Below are 14,725 nucleotides of genomic sequence, written 5' to 3' on the forward strand. Positions count from 1 at the left end.
GGCCGGCCAGTTCTTATGAAACAGCCCCTTAAAGCTTCCCCACCACGTCCCGGGTCTGCCGGGCGATCTCCCGCTCCTCGTCGGTGCGGATGACGCAGACGCGCACCTCGGCGTCGTCGGGCGAGATGACCCGGTCACCCTCGCCGCCGTTGCGGGTGTCGTCCACGCTGATGCCGAGCCGGTCCAGGCCGGCCAGCGCGGCGGCCCGCACCGGCGCGGCGTGCTCGCCCACCCCGGCGGTGAACGCGATCGCGTCGACGTGGCCGAGCAGCGCGTAGTACGCCCCGACGTACCCGGTGATCCGCCGGCAGTAGACGTCGAAGGCGAGCGCGGCGGCCGGGTCGCCGTCGGCCCGGCGTCGCAGCACCTCGCGCATGTCGTTGGCGCCGGTCAGGCCGAGCAGGCCGCTGCGGTGGTTGAGCAGGTCGTCGATCTCGTCGACCGACAGTCCGCCCTCGCGGCGCAGGTGGAAGATGACGGTCGGGTCGAGGTCGCCGCTGCGGGTGCCCATCACCAGTCCTTGCAGAGGCGACATCCCCATCGAGGTGGCGACGCTGCGGCCACCGGCCACCGCGCAGGCGCTGGCTCCGTTGCCCAGGTGCAGGGTGATCGTGTTGAGCTGGTCGTACGGGCGGCCCAACAGTTCGGCGGTACGCCGGGAGACGTACGCGTGCGAGGTGCCGTGGAAGCCGTACCGGCGGATGTCGTACCGCTCGGCGGTGTCCCGGTCGATCGCGTAGGTCGCGGCGGCCTCGGGCAGGGTGTGGTGGAACGCCGTGTCGAAGACGGCGACCTGCGGTACGTCCGGCAGGGCCGCCCTCGCCATCTCGATGCCGGCCAGGTTGGCCGGGTTGTGCAGCGGGGCGAGCGGGACCAGGTCACGGATCGCGGCCAGCACCGCGTCGTCGACGAGCGTCGGGGCGGTGAACGTCCGGCCGCCGTGCACCACCCGGTGCCCGATGGCCGTCAGTCCGGTCCGGTCCAGCCCGTCCAGGATCTGGCGGACCGCGCTGGCGTGGTCGGCCGGGCCGCCACCGGGCTCGCCGACCCGCTCGACGGTGCCCTGGCCGAGCGTGCGGTCCCTGTCGTAGTGCCGCCACTTCACCGACGACGACCCGCAGTTGAGCACCAGGACCCGACTCATGACGCCTCCCCGGCGGCCGCCTGGATGGCGGTGATCGCCACCGTGTTCACGATGTCCGGCACCAGTGCGCCCCGGGACAGGTCGTTCACCGGCCGGCGCAGGCCCTGCATCACCGGACCGACGGCGACCGCCCCGGCCGAGCGCTGCACCGCCTTGTACGTGTTGTTGCCCGTGTTCAGGTCCGGGAAGATGAAGACCGTGGCGTGCCCGGCGACCGGGCTGTCCGGCAGTTTGGTGGCCGCCACCGCCGGGTCGATCGCCGCGTCGTACTGGATCGGTCCCTCGACCAGCAGGTCGGGCCGGCGTTCCCGGACCAGCGCGGTGGCCGCGGCGACCTTCTCCACGTCGGCGCCGGCGCCGGAGCTGCCGGTGGAGTACGACAGCATCGCCACCCGGGGCTCGATGCCGAACCGGGCCGCGGTGTCGGCCGAGGAGATCGCGATGTCGGCGAGTTGGGCCGCGTCCGGGTCGCGGTTCACCGCGCAGTCGCCGTAGACCAGCACCCGGTCGCGCAGCAGCATGAAGAAGACGCTGGAGGCCACCGTGACGTCCGGAACGGTACGGATGATCTCGAACGCGGGCCGGATGGTGGCGGCGGTGGTGTGCGTGGCGCCGGAGACCATGCCGTCGGCGTGCCCGGTGGCCACCATCAGCGTGCCGAAGTAGTTGGGTTGGGCCACGACGTCGTACGCCAGTTCGGCGGTGACGCCCCGGTGGGCGCGCAGGCGGGCGTACTCGGCGGCGAACTCGTCGCGCCACGCGCTGCTGGTCGGGTCGACGAGCCGCGCGTCGCCGAGGTCGATGCCCAGCTCACGGGTGCGCCGGCCGATGTCGTCGGGACGGCCGAGCAGGGTCAGGTCGGCCACGCCCCGGCGCAGCAGGATCTCCGCCGCCCGCAGGATCCGGTCGTCGGAACCCTCGGGCAGCACCAGGTGGCGGCGCTGCGAGCGGGCCCGGTCGATCAGCTCGTTCTCGAACATCAACGGGGTGACCCGGGTGGACCGGCTGACCCGGAGCCGGCGGGCCAGGTCGTCGGTGTCCACGCAGCGCTCGAACGCGCCCAGCGCGGCCTCCACCTTGCGGGGGTTGGCCACGCTGGGCCGCCCCTCGATCCGGCTGGACGCCTCGACCGTGTCGTAGCTGTCGCTGCCCACGGAGAGCACCGCCAGGCCGGTGTTCAGCCCCTCCACCAGCCGCATCACCCGGGGATCGGGCTGTTCGCCGAGGGTGAGCACCAGCCCGGCCACCGACACCTGCCCGGCGACGTGGGCCGCGCTGGCGGCGACGAGCAGGTCGGCCCGGTCGCCGGGGGTGATCACCAACGCCCCCTCGGTGAGGTGGCCCAACAGGGTCGGCACGTGCGCCGCGCCGACCACGAAGTCCAGCACGTCCCGCCCGAGCGCGGCGTCGTCCCCGGCCAGCAGGGTCGCGCCCAGCGCCGCCGCCACCTCGGCCACCGTCGGCGCCGACACGCTCGGCACCTCCGGGATGGCGTACGCGGGCACCGGCAGTTCCGGCAGCGTCATCGGCCCGGGCACCCGGTTGGCGATCACCGCGAGCACGGTCGCGCCCAGGTCGGCCAGATCGTGGTACGCCCCGCGCATGGCCGCCGCGACGGCCGCCGGCTCCTGCTCGTACCCGTCCACCACCGGCACCACGACGCTGCCGAACTCGGTGGCCAGCCGGGCGTTGAAGGCCAGCTCGCGGGGGTGCGCCGGGTCGCCCGGCTCGTCGAAGTCGCTGCCCACCACGACCACCGCCGGGCACTGCCGCTCCACCGCCCGGTAGCGCTCCACGATCGCGGAGATCAGCTCCTCGCGTCGGCCGTCGGCCACCAGCGCGGCTGCCTCGGCGTAGGTCGCCCCGGCCAGTTCGGCGATCGGCACCTCGACCCGGTACCGCTCGCTGAGCAGGGCGAGGATCGGATCGGGGCCGGTGTCGGCGACCAGCGGCCGGAACACGCCGATCCGCCCCACCTGCCGCGACAGCAGTTCGGCCAGCCCGAGAGCGATGGTCGACTTACCCCCGCCCGAACCCACGCTAGTCAGATAAACGCTCCGAGCCACAGCCTCACCCTAGAAGATCGCGAGTGTGACAAGCCTCGTGGGCTGAGAAGGGAGACCCGGGACCGCGTGTTTCGGCGGCCGGTCGGCGGGGGTTCAGCCCTCCTTTGCTCTGCTTCAACCCACGCAACAGCCGGTGTCCGGATATCGGACGCGCGCTGTTGCGTCCGTTGAAGCAGAGCAAAGGGAGCGCGACAGGTGTCAGCTCCCCGCCAGCAGTGGCAAGCCCGTCCCGCCGGAGTTGACGGGATGTCGGCGGCTGGTCAGGCGTCTTCGTCGTCGGGGTCGTCCAGGCGGGCCAGGTACGTGGCCAGGCGCTCGATGGGGGTTTCGAACTCGGGGTTGAGGTCGACGAAGTCGCGCAGGCGCTCGCCCAGCCACTCCAGGGTCACCTGCTCGTCGCCCCGGCGTTCGACCAGCTCCTCGATGCCACGGTCGGTGAAGTACACGGCGTACGTCCTCGTGCTCGGCCCGGCGCGGGCCGGGCGGTTCGGTGATCGGATGGACCGACGCGAGCCGGGGCAGGACCGTGCTCGACGGCCCTGCCCCGGCTCGCGTGGCGCGGTCAGGTCACGGGCGGGGGAGTGCCGCCTCGATGAGCGCGGTCTGCTCGACCTCGTGGGTCTTGGCCGAACCGACCGCCGGGGCCGCCGCGGCCGGGCGGGAGATCCGCCGCAGCCGGACGTCGGTGAGGTGCTCCAGCAGGTTGAGCGCCACGAACGACCAGGCGCCCTGGTTGGCCGGCTCCTCCTGCACCCAGGCGAAGTCCTCCGCGTTCGGGTACTGCGCCAGGGCCGCGCGGATCTCCTCCACCGGCAGCGGGTAGAGCTGCTCGATCCGGATGATCGCGGTGTCGGTGATGCCGCGCTCCTGCCGGGCCTGGAACAGGTCGTAGTAGACCTTGCCCGAGCAGAGCAGCACCCGCTTCACCGCCTCCGGCGCCGGTGCGGCCGTGTCGCGCAGCACCGGCTGGAAGGTGCCGGTGGTGAAGTCCTCCACCGGCGAGACGCAGAGCTTGTGCCGCAGCAGCGACTTCGGCGTGAACACCACGAGCGGCTTGCGCTTGGGCGACAGGGCCTGGCGGCGCAGCAGGTGGAAGTAGTTCGCCGGGGTCGTCGGGATGGCCACCCGCATGTTGTCCTCGGCGCACATCTGCAGGAACCGCTCCGGGCGGCCGGAGGTGTGGTCCGGGCCCTGGCCCTCGTGGCCGTGCGGCAGCAGCAGGGTCACCGCCGAGCGCTGGCCCCACTTCACCTCGCCGGACGAGATGAACTCGTCGATCACCGACTGGGCGCCGTTGACGAAGTCACCGAACTGGGCCTCCCAGGCGACCAGCGCGTTGACGTTCTCCACCGAGTAGCCGTACTCGAAGCCCATCGCCGCGTACTCGCTCAGCAGCGAGTCGTGCACGAAGAACCGCGAACGCTCGCCGTCGGCGGTAAGCGACTTCAGCGGCAGGTAGTCGTCGCCGGTGCGGGAGTCGACCACCGACGCGTGCCGCTGGACGAAGGTGCCGCGACGCGAGTCCTGGCCGGCCAGCCGGACGGTGACCCCGTCGTGCAGCAGCGCCCCGAACGCGATGATCTCGCCGAAGCCCCAGTCGATGTTGCCCTCGACGGACATCTTGGCCCGCCGGTCGAGCAGCTGCTGGATGCGCTTGTGCGGGGTGAAGCCCTCCGGCAGATTGATGTGCGCCTCACCGATCGCCTTGACCACGGCGGCGTCGGTGGCGGTGTCGACCTGCGGCTCCGGCTCCTCCTCACGGCGCGGCCGGTTGAGCTGGCGCGGCGCGGCGGCGGCGTCCCGGGTGGCCTTGAAGACCTTCTCCAGTTGCGCCTGGTAGTCGCGCAGCAGCTCCTCCGCGTCCTCCACGGTGATGTCGCCGCGACCGATCAGCTCCTCGGTGTAGAGCTTGCGCACCGAACGCTTCGAGTCGATGATCTTGTACATCTGCGGGTTGGACATCGAGGGGTCGTCGCCCTCGTTGTGGCCGCGCCGGCGGTAGCAGACCATGTCGATCACGACGTCCTTGTTGAACGCCTGCCGGTACTCGAAGGCCAGCCGGGCCACCCGGACCACGGCCTCCGGGTCGTCGCCGTTGACGTGGAAGATCGGCGCCTGGATCATCCGGGCCACGTCGGTGCTGTAGAGGCTGGACCGGCTGTACTCCGGGGCGGTGGTGAAACCGACCTGGTTGTTGACCACCACATGCACGGTGCCGCCGGTGCGGTAGCCGCGCAGCTGCGACAGGTTGAGCGTCTCGGCGACCACGCCCTGCCCCGCGAAGGCGGCGTCACCGTGCACCGCGAGCGGCAGCACGGTGTAGCCCTCCAGCTTGAGGTCGATCCGGTCCTGCTTGGCCCGGACGATGCCCTCCAGCACCGGGTCGACGGCCTCCAGGTGCGACGGGTTCGCCACCACCGACACCTTCACGGCGTGCTCGCCGTCCGGGGTGGTGAACTTGCCGTTCTGGCCCAGGTGGTACTTCACGTCGCCGGAGCCCTGGGTGGAGCGCGGGTCCAGGTGGCCCTCGAACTCCGAGAAGATCTTCTCGTACGGCTTGCCGACGATGTTGGCCAGCACGTTGAGCCGGCCGCGGTGGGCCATGCCGATGACGACCTCGTCCAGCCCGTTCTCGGCGGAGGACTCCAGCACCTCGCCGAGCAGCGGGATCAGCGACTCGCCGCCCTCCAGCGAAAAGCGCTTCTGGCCCACGTACTTGGTCTGCAGGAAGGTCTCGAACGCCTCGGCCGCGTTGAGCCGGTTGAGCACGTGCTTCTGCTCGTCGGCGGACGGCTTCTCGTACTTGCGCTCGATCCGCTCCTGGATCCAGCGCCGCTCCTCCGGGTCCTGGATGTGCATGTACTCGATGCCGACCCGGCGGCAGTACGAGTCGCGCAGCACGCCGAGGATCTCGCGCAGCTTCATCCGCTGCCGGCCGGCGAAGCCGTTGACCGGGAACTCGCGGTCGAGGTCCCACAGGGTCAGCCCGTGCTGGAGGACGTCCAGGTCGGGGTGCTTGCGGATCTTGAACTCGAGCGGGTCGGTGTCGGCCATGAGGTGGCCGCGCACCCGGTACGCGTGGATCAGCTCGTGCACCCGGGCGGTCTTGTTGATCTGACCCTCGGAGTTGACGGCCACGTCCCGCATCCAGCGCACCGGCTCGTACGGGATGCGCAGCGAGGTGAAGATCTGGTCGTAGAAGCCGTGCTCGCCCAGGATCAGCTCGTGCATGACCTTGAGGAACTCGCCGGACTGCGCGCCCTGGATGATCCGGTGGTCGTACGTGCTGGTCAGCGTGATGATCTTGCTGACCGCCAGCTCGGCGAGGGTGGCCTCGGACATGCCCTGGTAGGGGGCCGGGTACTCCATCGCGCCGACGCCGATGATCGCGCTCTGCCCCTGCATGAGCCGCGGCATCGAGTGCACGGTTCCGATGCCACCCGGGTTGGTCAGCGAGATCGTGGTGCCGGAGTAGTCCTCCATGGTCAGCTCGTTGCGCCGCGCCCGCCGGACCACGTCCTCGTACGCCTGCCAGAACTGCCGGAAGTCCATCTGCTCGCAGCCCTTGATGGAGGGGACCACGAGGTTGCGGCTGCCGTCCGGCTTGGCCAGGTCGATGGCGATGCCGAGGTTGACGTGCGCCGGGCGGACCACGGCCGGCTTGCCGTTGGCCTCGGCGAACGAGTTGTTCATCTCCGGGTGCTCGACCAGCGCGCGGACCATCGCGTAGCCGACGAGGTGGGTGAAGCTGACCTTGCCGCCCCGCCCCCGGGCGAGGTGGTTGTTGATCACGATGCGGTTGTCGACCAGCAGCTTCGCCGGAACCGCGCGCACGCTCGTCGCGGTCGGCACGCTCAGCGAGGCGTCCATGTTCTGGACGATCTTCGCGGCGACGCCCCGCAGCGGCGTGGTCTGCGGGCCCTCGGCGCTCGGCGCGGGGGCCTTGGCGGCCGGCTTGGCCGGTGCCTCCTTGGCAGCGGCCGCCGGGGCCGGCGTCGGGGCGCTCTTGGCCGGGGCGGGCGCGGCGGCGGCCGGCTTGGCCGGCGCGGCGGGCGGCTTCGTGGCGGGCTGGGTCACCTTTGCTGCCGCCTCCGGCTGGCCGTCCGGCTCGGGCGCGGCGGCCGGCTTACCGGCGCTCTCCGCCGGACGCGGTGTGGCGGCGCCGGGCGCTGGTCGGTAGTCGGCGAAGAAGTCGTGCCAGGCCGAATCGACGCTCGTTGGGTCGGCGAGGTAGCGCTGGTACATCTCCTCGACGATCCACTCGTTCGGGCCGAAACCCGCCAGTGGGTTCTCCTGCGAAGTCTGCTGGGTCGACACGGCCGGTAATCGCCTCTTTCACGCGGGTTTGTGTGTCACGCGGTGTCCGTCACGCCCGATCAAGAAGAACGGACAGACGACTCCCAGGCTACGCCGTACGGATCGCCCCGGCATTTCCGCCTCGGTCGGGTGGCCGGATTCACAGAAGATGCCAGAAGTTCAGCATCCCCTGCGGCGATCGTCGCAGGCTGGTACGCCCGGACTGAGTATCCCTACGGATGTCCCGGGGGCCCTTCTCCGCGAGGATCGGGCGCATGGATCGACACGGGGCAGGGGGGCGCTACGGCAGGAGCATGGCGGTGGCGACCGGTTGGTACGTCACCGCCGTCGCGGCCGTGGCGGTGGGCACCACGAGCGTGCCGAGCAGGCCGGTGGGCGACGACTGCGCGGCCTGGTTCGGTTGCCTGTCGCCGGGGGAGTCGCTGGCGTTCGTCGCGCTGGTGTGGGGCGCACCGGTACTCGTCGGGCTGCTGTTCGTGACGGCGCTGGTGGCCGCGCTGGCCGCGCGGCTCATCCCGTCGGCCGTGGTCGCTGGCACCGCGTCGGCGGGGCTCAGCCTCACGCTCTGTGGTGCCGTCCTCGCGGGGTCGCTGTGAAGCGGCTCGGCCTCGGAGGGCTCTTCTTCGCCTGGCTCTACGGGGTGCCGTTCCTCCTGCTGGTGGGTCTGATCCGGCGCGTGTCCCGGCCGTACACGCCGACGCACGCCGAGGCGCAGGCGTTCGGCGCGACCACCGATGACCTGCTCATGACCGGGCTCCTGCTCAACGGGGTGCTGCCGGTGATCGGTCTGCTCCTGGCCGGACTGGCCGGCGAGGCGATGTGGCGTCGGCACTTCGCCGGGGCGTTCGGCGGTGTGGCGCTGATCTACGTGGCGGTCGCGCTGGTGGGCAACATGGCGATCAGCGGACTGATCGGGCACGTCCCCGCCGACCAGGAGCCGGCCCCGCAGATCACCCAGTGCATCCCCGTCAGCGGCGGCCGGGGCTGTCCCGGCGGCTGACGGGCGCCCTCCGGGGCTGCCGGCGATGCCCCGCCACCCCCGACGCCGCGTCGGCGTGGCGGCGATGCCGCCCGCACCCCGAAACGGTCCCGGGGTGACGGCCGTGCCGCCGCCACCCCGGAAACCGGTCGGTCAGGAGATGTCGCGCCGACGGATCAGCAAGGAGCCGGCCACGCCGGTGACCACCGCGTACCCGATCAGCACGGCCGCGCCGGCCCAGCGCGGCGGGTTACCGGGGATGTCGGTCCCGGTGACCATCAGCGACGAGGCGAGCGACGGCACCAGCAGTTGCAGGTTGTTGATCCAGTCGCCCCAGCGGTTGGCCAGGATGGCGATCACCACGGCCGCGCCGATCGAGCCGCCCAGGTAGAGCAGGATGCCGGTCACGGTCGCGCCGATCTGGCTGCGGATCAGCACGCCGATGCCGACGCCGAACACCGCCCAGAGCAGGTACGCGAGCAGGTTCAACCCGATCGCCCGCCAGGCGGCGTCGTTGCCGAGTTGTGAGTCCACTCCGACCGCGCTCAGCACCGCCGACCCGGCGATCAGGTTGAACACGGTGGTGACCAGCCAGAACAGCAGCGCCAGCACGCCCGCCGCGACCAGCTTGGCGAGCATGACGGCGGTGCGGTGTGGTGCGGTGAGGAACGTGGTGGTGACCGTCTGGTGAAAGAACTCGCTCGTCACCACGATGATGCCGAGCAGCATGATGATCAGCAGGCCGAAGAACTGCCCGGTGGTGAACAGGTTCGACGAGAGCGCGTCCGGAGTGGCCGCCGCCTCGAACTGGGCGGCTTGGTCGCCCACGTCGGCGGGGTTGGTGCTGGTGAGGGCGTCGGCCTGCAACCAGTTGATGAGCAGCGTGAGCGCCCACAGCGGCAGGCTGATCAGCGCGAAGATCCACCAGGTGTTGGTGGTACGGATCTTGAGCAGCTCGGATCGGACCAGGTTCATCGGATGTCCGCCTTTCCGGCCGTCAGCTCCAGGAAGACCCGTTCCAGGTCGGGCCGTTCGGTGGTCAGTTCGTGCAGTTCCACACCGGCGGCCAGGGCGGCGCGGCCGATCGTCGGGGCGTCCACCCCGGAGACCAGCAGGACGCCGTGCTCGTCGGTGGTGACCGTGGCCGACTGCGCCTTCAGCGCGGTGGTCAGCGCCTCGGCCTGCGGGGTGCGGACCCGGACCTGGGCGCCCTGGGCCATCGACCCGAGCACCTGCTCGACCGGCCCCTGCCGGACCAGCTGCCCGGCCGCGATGATCACCACGTCGTCGGCGAGGAGCTGCATCTCGGACAGCAGGTGGCTGGAGACCAGCACCGTACGACCCTCGTGGGCGAGGTTCTTGAGGAACCCACGCATCCACCGGATGCCCTCCGGGTCGAGCCCGTTGGCCGGCTCGTCGAGGATCAGCACCCGGGGGTCGCCGAGCATCGCGGCGGCGATACCGAGCCGCTGCTTCATGCCCAGCGAGTAGCCCTTGAACTTACGCTTCGCGGCCGGGGTCAGCCCGACCAGCTCCAGCACCTCGTCGGCCCGGTTGCGGGGCAGGCCGGCCGCGGCGCAGATCACCCGCAGGTGGTTGATGCCGGTGCGGCCCTTGTGCGCGCTGGACGCCTCGAGGATCGCGCCGACGTGCCGCAGCGGGTCGCTCAGGTCGGCGTAGCGGTGGCCGCTGATGGTGGCCGTGCCCCCGGTCGGAGTGACCAGGTTCAGCAGCATGCGCAGCGTGGTGGTCTTGCCGGCGCCGTTCGGGCCGAGGAAGCCGGTCACCCGCCCCGGTGCCACGGTGAAGGACAGGTTGTTCACCGCCCGCACGTTCTTGTACTGCTTCGTCAGACCGGACACCACGATCTGACCGTCGCTGGTGGGGCTTCGCTGCCCGTCAGTCATCGTTCTCCTCCCGTGTGGCGTCGAGGTACGCCGTGGCACAGCGTGACGGTACCGAGCAACAAGGTCAATCAGCCCGAGTACCTACGGCGTGGTCCTCCTTGCGAATGACGCCGGCCACGACGGCGGACCTCAGCGGGCGATCCAGGTGGCCCGGGCCGCGCCGAGCAGCGTGCCGTCCGGGCCGTACAGGCTGGTGTGCACCAGCGCCTTGCGGCCGTCGACACCGATCAGTGCGCCGGTCACCACGCACTCGTCGCCGGGCGCCGGCCGGGCCGCGACCACGGCGGCGATCCGGCCGAGCAGGTACGGGCGTTCCGGCGCGAGCACCGTCCAGCCGCCGGGACAGTCCAGCGCGGCCCAGACGGTGGCGTCGTCGACCTGCTCGGGCGCGCGGAACGGCGCGGCTGTCCGGCCGTCCGGCAGCCGTCCGGGGAAGATCCGCAACCCGTCGGTCCGGCCCGGACCACAGACGAAACACCCGGGGTACGGGTGCGCGGCGAACCCGGGATAGCGGGTGGCCGCCTCGGCCGCCGTCGCCGCGTCGACCGGCGGTACGACGGCGTCCACGGCATCCGTCGGGCGGACCTCGGCGACCAGGTCACCGGCCGGGTCCCGGACCTCGCCGTCGACGAGGGTCAACTCCGTGTCCAGCGGCGGTGGTCGACGCAGCGTCACCTCGACCGGTCCGGGCCCCGCCGCGGTGGCGAAGAGCCCGGCGCTCCAACCGCCGTTGCCGGAGCCGGTGGGCCCGTTGTAGCGGGACTCGATACGCATGGGTGACCTCCGTGGGGCGTGGCCCGGCGTCGTCGCCGGTCCGTCCCGCAGCCTCGCACGGGCGCCTTCCGCGAGCATCCGCCGACCGGCGTTCATCCGTCCGACACCAGCGGTGCCCGCCGATGGCACCCGGGGCCCTTACACAGATCCCATGGCCGTTCTGCATGTCGCTGGCACGCCACTGACGACCAGCGGATACACCCTGCTGATCGCCGACGACCCCACCCAGGTCGCGGCCGCGCAACGCCTGCGCCACGAGGTGTTCGCCACCGAGTTGGGCGCCACCCTCGCACCCGGCGCGGCCGGGTTGGACGTGGACCCCTTCGACGCCCACTGCGACCACCTCATCGTCCGGGAGGACAGCACCGGGCAGGTGGTCGGCACGTACCGGCTGCTGCCGCCGGGGCGTACCGACCGGCGGTACGCCGAGAGCGAGTTCGACCTCGCCGCGCTGGACCCGCTGCGGGACGACCTCGTCGAGACGGGCCGGTCCTGCGTGCACCCGGACCACCGCTCGGGCGCGGTCATCAACCTGATGTGGGCCGGCCTCACCCGCTACCTGCACCTGCGCGGCTCGCGCTGGCTCGGCGGCTGCGCGTCGGTGCCGGTCGACGACGACGGTCGTACGGTCGCCGGGGTGTGGGCGCAGGCCCAGGCCCGGCACCTGGCACCGCCGCCGTTGCGGGTCCGGCCGTTGCGTCCGTGGTTCGCCGAACCGGCCGCCGCCCTGGCCCCCGCCGCCGAGCCGGCCGCCCGGGTGGCGGTGCCGCCGCTGCTGCGCGGTTACCTGCGACTCGGCGCGTGGATCTGCGGTGAGCCGTCGTACGACCCCGACTTCCGGTGCGCGGACTTCTACGTGCTCTTCTCCCTCGACCGGATGAACCCGCGCTACCTGCGGCACTTCCTGGGCGGGGACGAGCGGTGAGCGTCGCGGCGCACGACCTGTGGCGGCCCTCGTCGGGCTGCGACGACGACTGCCTGCCGGCGGTCGGCGAGGTGCCCACGGTTCCGGTGGCCCGCCGGGTGCTCCGGCTGGTCGCGGCGGGCGGCATGCTGCTGGCCGGGGTGGGCGTGGCGGTGCTGCTGCCCGTACTGCCGGCGTCGGAGCGGCAGGCGTTGCTGCGCGGCTGGGCCCGGGGCACCGTCCGCGCCTTCGGCGTCCGGCTGGTGATCAAGGGGCGGCTGCCCCGGCGGCGCGCGTTGCTGGTCGCCAACCACGTGTCGTGGCTGGACATCCTCGCCGTCCTGGCGGTCGCACCCACCCGGATGGTGGCGAAGCGGGAGATCCGGTCGTGGCCGGTGGTCGGTGCACTGGCCGCCGTCGCGGGCACGGTCTTCGTGGACCGGTCGCGCCCGCGCGCGCTGCCGGCCACCGTGCGCCGGCTCGCCGACGCGCTGCGCGCCGGTCGTTCGGTCGCGGTCTTTCCCGAGGGTACGACCTGGTGTGCCGGCGACGGCGCGGCCGAGTGTCGCCCCGGGGGCGGCTTCCGGCCGGCCATGTTCCAGGCGGCCATCGACGCGGGCGCTCCGGTGGTGCCGCTGCGGCTCGGGTACCGCAGCGGGGACACCGGGGCGGGGACCACAGTGGCCGCGTTCCTCGGCGCGGACACCCTCCTGCGTTCGGTGGCCCGGGTGGTCGCGGCCCGGGACCTGGTGGTCTCGGTGACGGTCGCCGCCGCGCTGCACCCGGGGCAGGACGCCGACCGGCGGTTGCTGGCCCGGGCCGCCGAGTCAGCCGTACACCTGGTGGCGGCCGCTCCGGCGCGGACCCGGCTGCGGCCGGTCGCCGCCCTGTCCCCGGCGGTCCCGGCGGTTTCGGCGGTCTCGGCGGTCCCGGCGGTTTCGGCGGTCCCGGCGGTCCCGGGCCGGGGCCTGGACCTGGCCGCCTGACCCGACCCCGCCGCGTCCGAGCCCGCGAAGATCGTGCTCGAACATGGATCTAGGGGCATCCCACGCCCTTGGAGACCACTACATCCCTGTTCGGGCGCGATCTTGAGGGGTTGCGCGGGGCGGTCCGTGTGAGAGTCTTGTCGTATCGCGATGTATCGCGTTAGTGTCTTCTCGGGAGGCGCGCTGCGGCGTGCCGTCGAGAGGAGCACAGCCATGGCCGGATGGACGGTCGAGAGACCGCAGCGGCTCACCCTGGACGGCCCGGTCGACCGGCTGGACGTCCGCCTCGCCAGCGGGCGGCTCAACGTGGTCGCCGCCGACGGGCCGGCCCGGATCGACATCACCGAGGTCGGCCGCCGGCCGGTCCTGATCGACCACTCCGACGGCCGCCTGAGCATCCGCCACGAACGCGAGTGGGGCTGGTCGGGCTTCCTGCGCGGACTCCGCGCGATCCACCGCTTCCCCCGGGTGGACGTCTCGGTGGCCGTGCCCGCCGACGTCCTCGCCGACCTGGGCCTGGGCGCCGGCTCGGTGGTCGTCTCCGGGCTGCGTCGGCAGACCACCGTCGACCTCGCCGCCGGTCAGATCACGCTGATGGGGCTGCGCGGCACCACCACCGCGAAGATCACCTCGGGGCCGGTGGAGGCGCTCGGGGTGCGCGGTGACCTCACCCTGGAGACCGTCTCCGGCGAGGTGATCCTCGCCGACAGCGCCGCCGAGCGGGTGCGGGCGCAGACGGTCTCCGGCGCCATCACCTGCGATCTGGACAACCCCCGGGGCAGCGACATCCGGCTCGCCACGATCTCCGGCAGCATCACCGTCCGGGTCCGCGAGGACAGCGACCTCTCGGTCCGGCTGAACACCGCCGCCGGCCGGATCACCAGCGGCTTTCCCCAGGTGCGCAACGCGACATACCCGCTGCCGAGCAGCGAGGGGGTGCTCGGCAGCGGTGCCGGTAAGCTCTGGGCCTCCGCGACCTCGGGCAGCATCGCCCTGCTCGCCCGAGCGGTCGACGACGATTCCGAGGAGCTGCCGTGACCGCCGTGTTCAGCCACGGACGGCTCCGGCTCTACCTGCTCAAGCTCCTCGACGACGGTCCCAAGCACGGCTACGAGCTGATCCGCCTCCTGGAGGACAGGTTCCTCGGGCTCTACGCCCCCAGCGCCGGCACCATCTATCCCCGCCTGCAACGGCTCGAGGCCGAAGGGCTGGTCAGCCACACCGCCGCCGGGGGACGCAAGACGTACGCCATCACCGACGCCGGCCTCGACGAACTGCGCCAGCGCGCCGGTGAGCTGGCCGCGTTGGAGGCGGACATCGCGGCCTCGGTGGCGGACCTCTCCACCCTGGCCGGCGAGATCCGCAGCGAGGTGCGTGGCTCGACGCGGGACCTCAAGCGGGAGCTGAGCGAGGCCGCTCGGCAGACCCGTCGCGCGCGGTGGATGCCGCCTCCGTCGCCGCACCGGTCTCCGCCGGCCGACGCGCCGCGCGCCGCCCTGCTCGACGAGTTCGACCAGCGGCTCGCCTCGTTCACCGCCGAGGTGAGCCGGCTGGCGCGGGGACGGCAGTTCAGCGACACTCAACTGCGTACGGCGATCCGGCTGCTCGACGGGGCCCTGGACGGGCTGCGTCGGCTGCTGCGCTGACC

General features: G+C 72.2%; 13 protein-coding genes. 6 read left to right on the forward strand and 7 right to left on the reverse strand.

Annotation, left to right across the window (positions count from 1 at the left end):
• Positions 1-28: 28 nt before the first annotated feature.
• The 4 genes from AC3EN4_RS13510 to AC3EN4_RS13525 all read right to left on the reverse strand — a co-directional run bounded on the left by AC3EN4_RS13510 (position 29) and on the right by AC3EN4_RS13525 (position 7,527).
• Entirely contained in the window at positions 29-1,144 is a 1,116-nt protein-coding gene (locus AC3EN4_RS13510) for an acetate/propionate family kinase (RefSeq protein ID WP_435206232.1), read from the reverse strand.
• The gene (pta, locus tag AC3EN4_RS13515) at positions 1,141-3,210 is read right to left on the reverse strand and encodes a phosphate acetyltransferase (protein ID WP_435206233.1); all 2,070 of its coding nucleotides are present in this window, start codon (positions 3,208-3,210) and stop codon (positions 1,141-1,143) included. Before pta ends, AC3EN4_RS13510 begins: the two co-directional genes overlap by 4 nt.
• A 260-nt stretch (positions 3,211-3,470) precedes the next feature.
• On the reverse strand, positions 3,471-3,656 hold the full coding sequence (locus tag AC3EN4_RS13520; RefSeq protein WP_139582193.1) for a DUF6104 family protein: 186 nt from the start codon (positions 3,654-3,656) through the stop codon (positions 3,471-3,473).
• A gap of 121 nt (positions 3,657-3,777) precedes the next feature.
• Complete coding sequence (locus AC3EN4_RS13525) at positions 3,778-7,527, reverse strand: multifunctional oxoglutarate decarboxylase/oxoglutarate dehydrogenase thiamine pyrophosphate-binding subunit/dihydrolipoyllysine-residue succinyltransferase subunit (RefSeq protein ID WP_435206234.1); 3,750 nt, start codon at positions 7,525-7,527, stop codon at positions 3,778-3,780.
• A 293-nt stretch (positions 7,528-7,820) separates the two neighbouring features.
• On the opposite strand from AC3EN4_RS13525, the gene AC3EN4_RS13530 reads away from it, so the two are divergent.
• Together AC3EN4_RS13530 and AC3EN4_RS13535 are read left to right on the forward strand one after the other, a co-directional pair.
• The gene (locus AC3EN4_RS13530; RefSeq protein WP_435206235.1) at positions 7,821-8,123 is read left to right on the forward strand and encodes a hypothetical protein; all 303 of its coding nucleotides are present in this window, start codon (positions 7,821-7,823) and stop codon (positions 8,121-8,123) included.
• Entirely contained in the window at positions 8,120-8,527 is a 408-nt protein-coding gene (locus AC3EN4_RS13535) for a hypothetical protein (RefSeq protein ID WP_435206236.1), read from the forward strand. Before AC3EN4_RS13530 ends, AC3EN4_RS13535 begins: the two co-directional genes overlap by 4 nt.
• A 132-nt stretch (positions 8,528-8,659) precedes the next feature.
• On the opposite strand, the gene AC3EN4_RS13540 is transcribed toward AC3EN4_RS13535, so the two are convergent.
• From AC3EN4_RS13540 to AC3EN4_RS13550, 3 genes are all read right to left on the reverse strand, one after another.
• Complete coding sequence (locus AC3EN4_RS13540) at positions 8,660-9,481, reverse strand: DUF2705 family protein (RefSeq protein ID WP_435206237.1); 822 nt, start codon at positions 9,479-9,481, stop codon at positions 8,660-8,662.
• Positions 9,478-10,413: an ABC transporter ATP-binding protein gene (locus AC3EN4_RS13545; RefSeq protein WP_435206238.1), complete on the reverse strand. Its 936-nt coding sequence runs from the start codon at positions 10,411-10,413 to the stop codon at positions 9,478-9,480. The genes AC3EN4_RS13540 and AC3EN4_RS13545 overlap by 4 nt, the downstream gene beginning before the upstream one ends.
• Positions 10,414-10,542: 129 nt before the next feature.
• Positions 10,543-11,187: a hypothetical protein gene (locus AC3EN4_RS13550; RefSeq protein WP_435206239.1), complete on the reverse strand. Its 645-nt coding sequence runs from the start codon at positions 11,185-11,187 to the stop codon at positions 10,543-10,545.
• Positions 11,188-11,338: 151 nt separating this feature from the next.
• On the opposite strand from AC3EN4_RS13550, the gene AC3EN4_RS13555 reads away from it, so the two are divergent.
• The 4 genes from AC3EN4_RS13555 (at position 11,339) to AC3EN4_RS13570 (ending at position 14,723) form a co-directional block, all read left to right on the forward strand.
• A complete protein-coding gene (locus AC3EN4_RS13555) occupies positions 11,339-12,112 on the forward strand; it encodes a GNAT family N-acetyltransferase (RefSeq protein WP_435206240.1) in 774 nt (257 codons plus the stop codon).
• Positions 12,109-13,077: a lysophospholipid acyltransferase family protein gene (locus AC3EN4_RS13560; protein WP_435206241.1), complete on the forward strand. Its 969-nt coding sequence runs from the start codon at positions 12,109-12,111 to the stop codon at positions 13,075-13,077. The genes AC3EN4_RS13555 and AC3EN4_RS13560 overlap by 4 nt, the downstream gene beginning before the upstream one ends.
• A gap of 213 nt (positions 13,078-13,290) precedes the next feature.
• Positions 13,291-14,115 (forward strand): DUF4097 family beta strand repeat-containing protein, encoded by an 825-nt coding sequence (locus AC3EN4_RS13565; RefSeq protein ID WP_435206242.1) that lies wholly within the window; start codon positions 13,291-13,293, stop codon positions 14,113-14,115.
• Positions 14,112-14,723 carry a PadR family transcriptional regulator gene (locus AC3EN4_RS13570; protein WP_435206243.1) on the forward strand — a complete coding sequence of 204 codons (612 nt, stop codon included), beginning with the start codon at positions 14,112-14,114 and terminating at the stop codon, positions 14,721-14,723. The genes AC3EN4_RS13565 and AC3EN4_RS13570 overlap by 4 nt, the downstream gene beginning before the upstream one ends.
• Positions 14,724-14,725 lie beyond the last annotated feature (2 nt).

This window comes from Micromonospora sp. bgisy143, assembly GCF_057708145.1.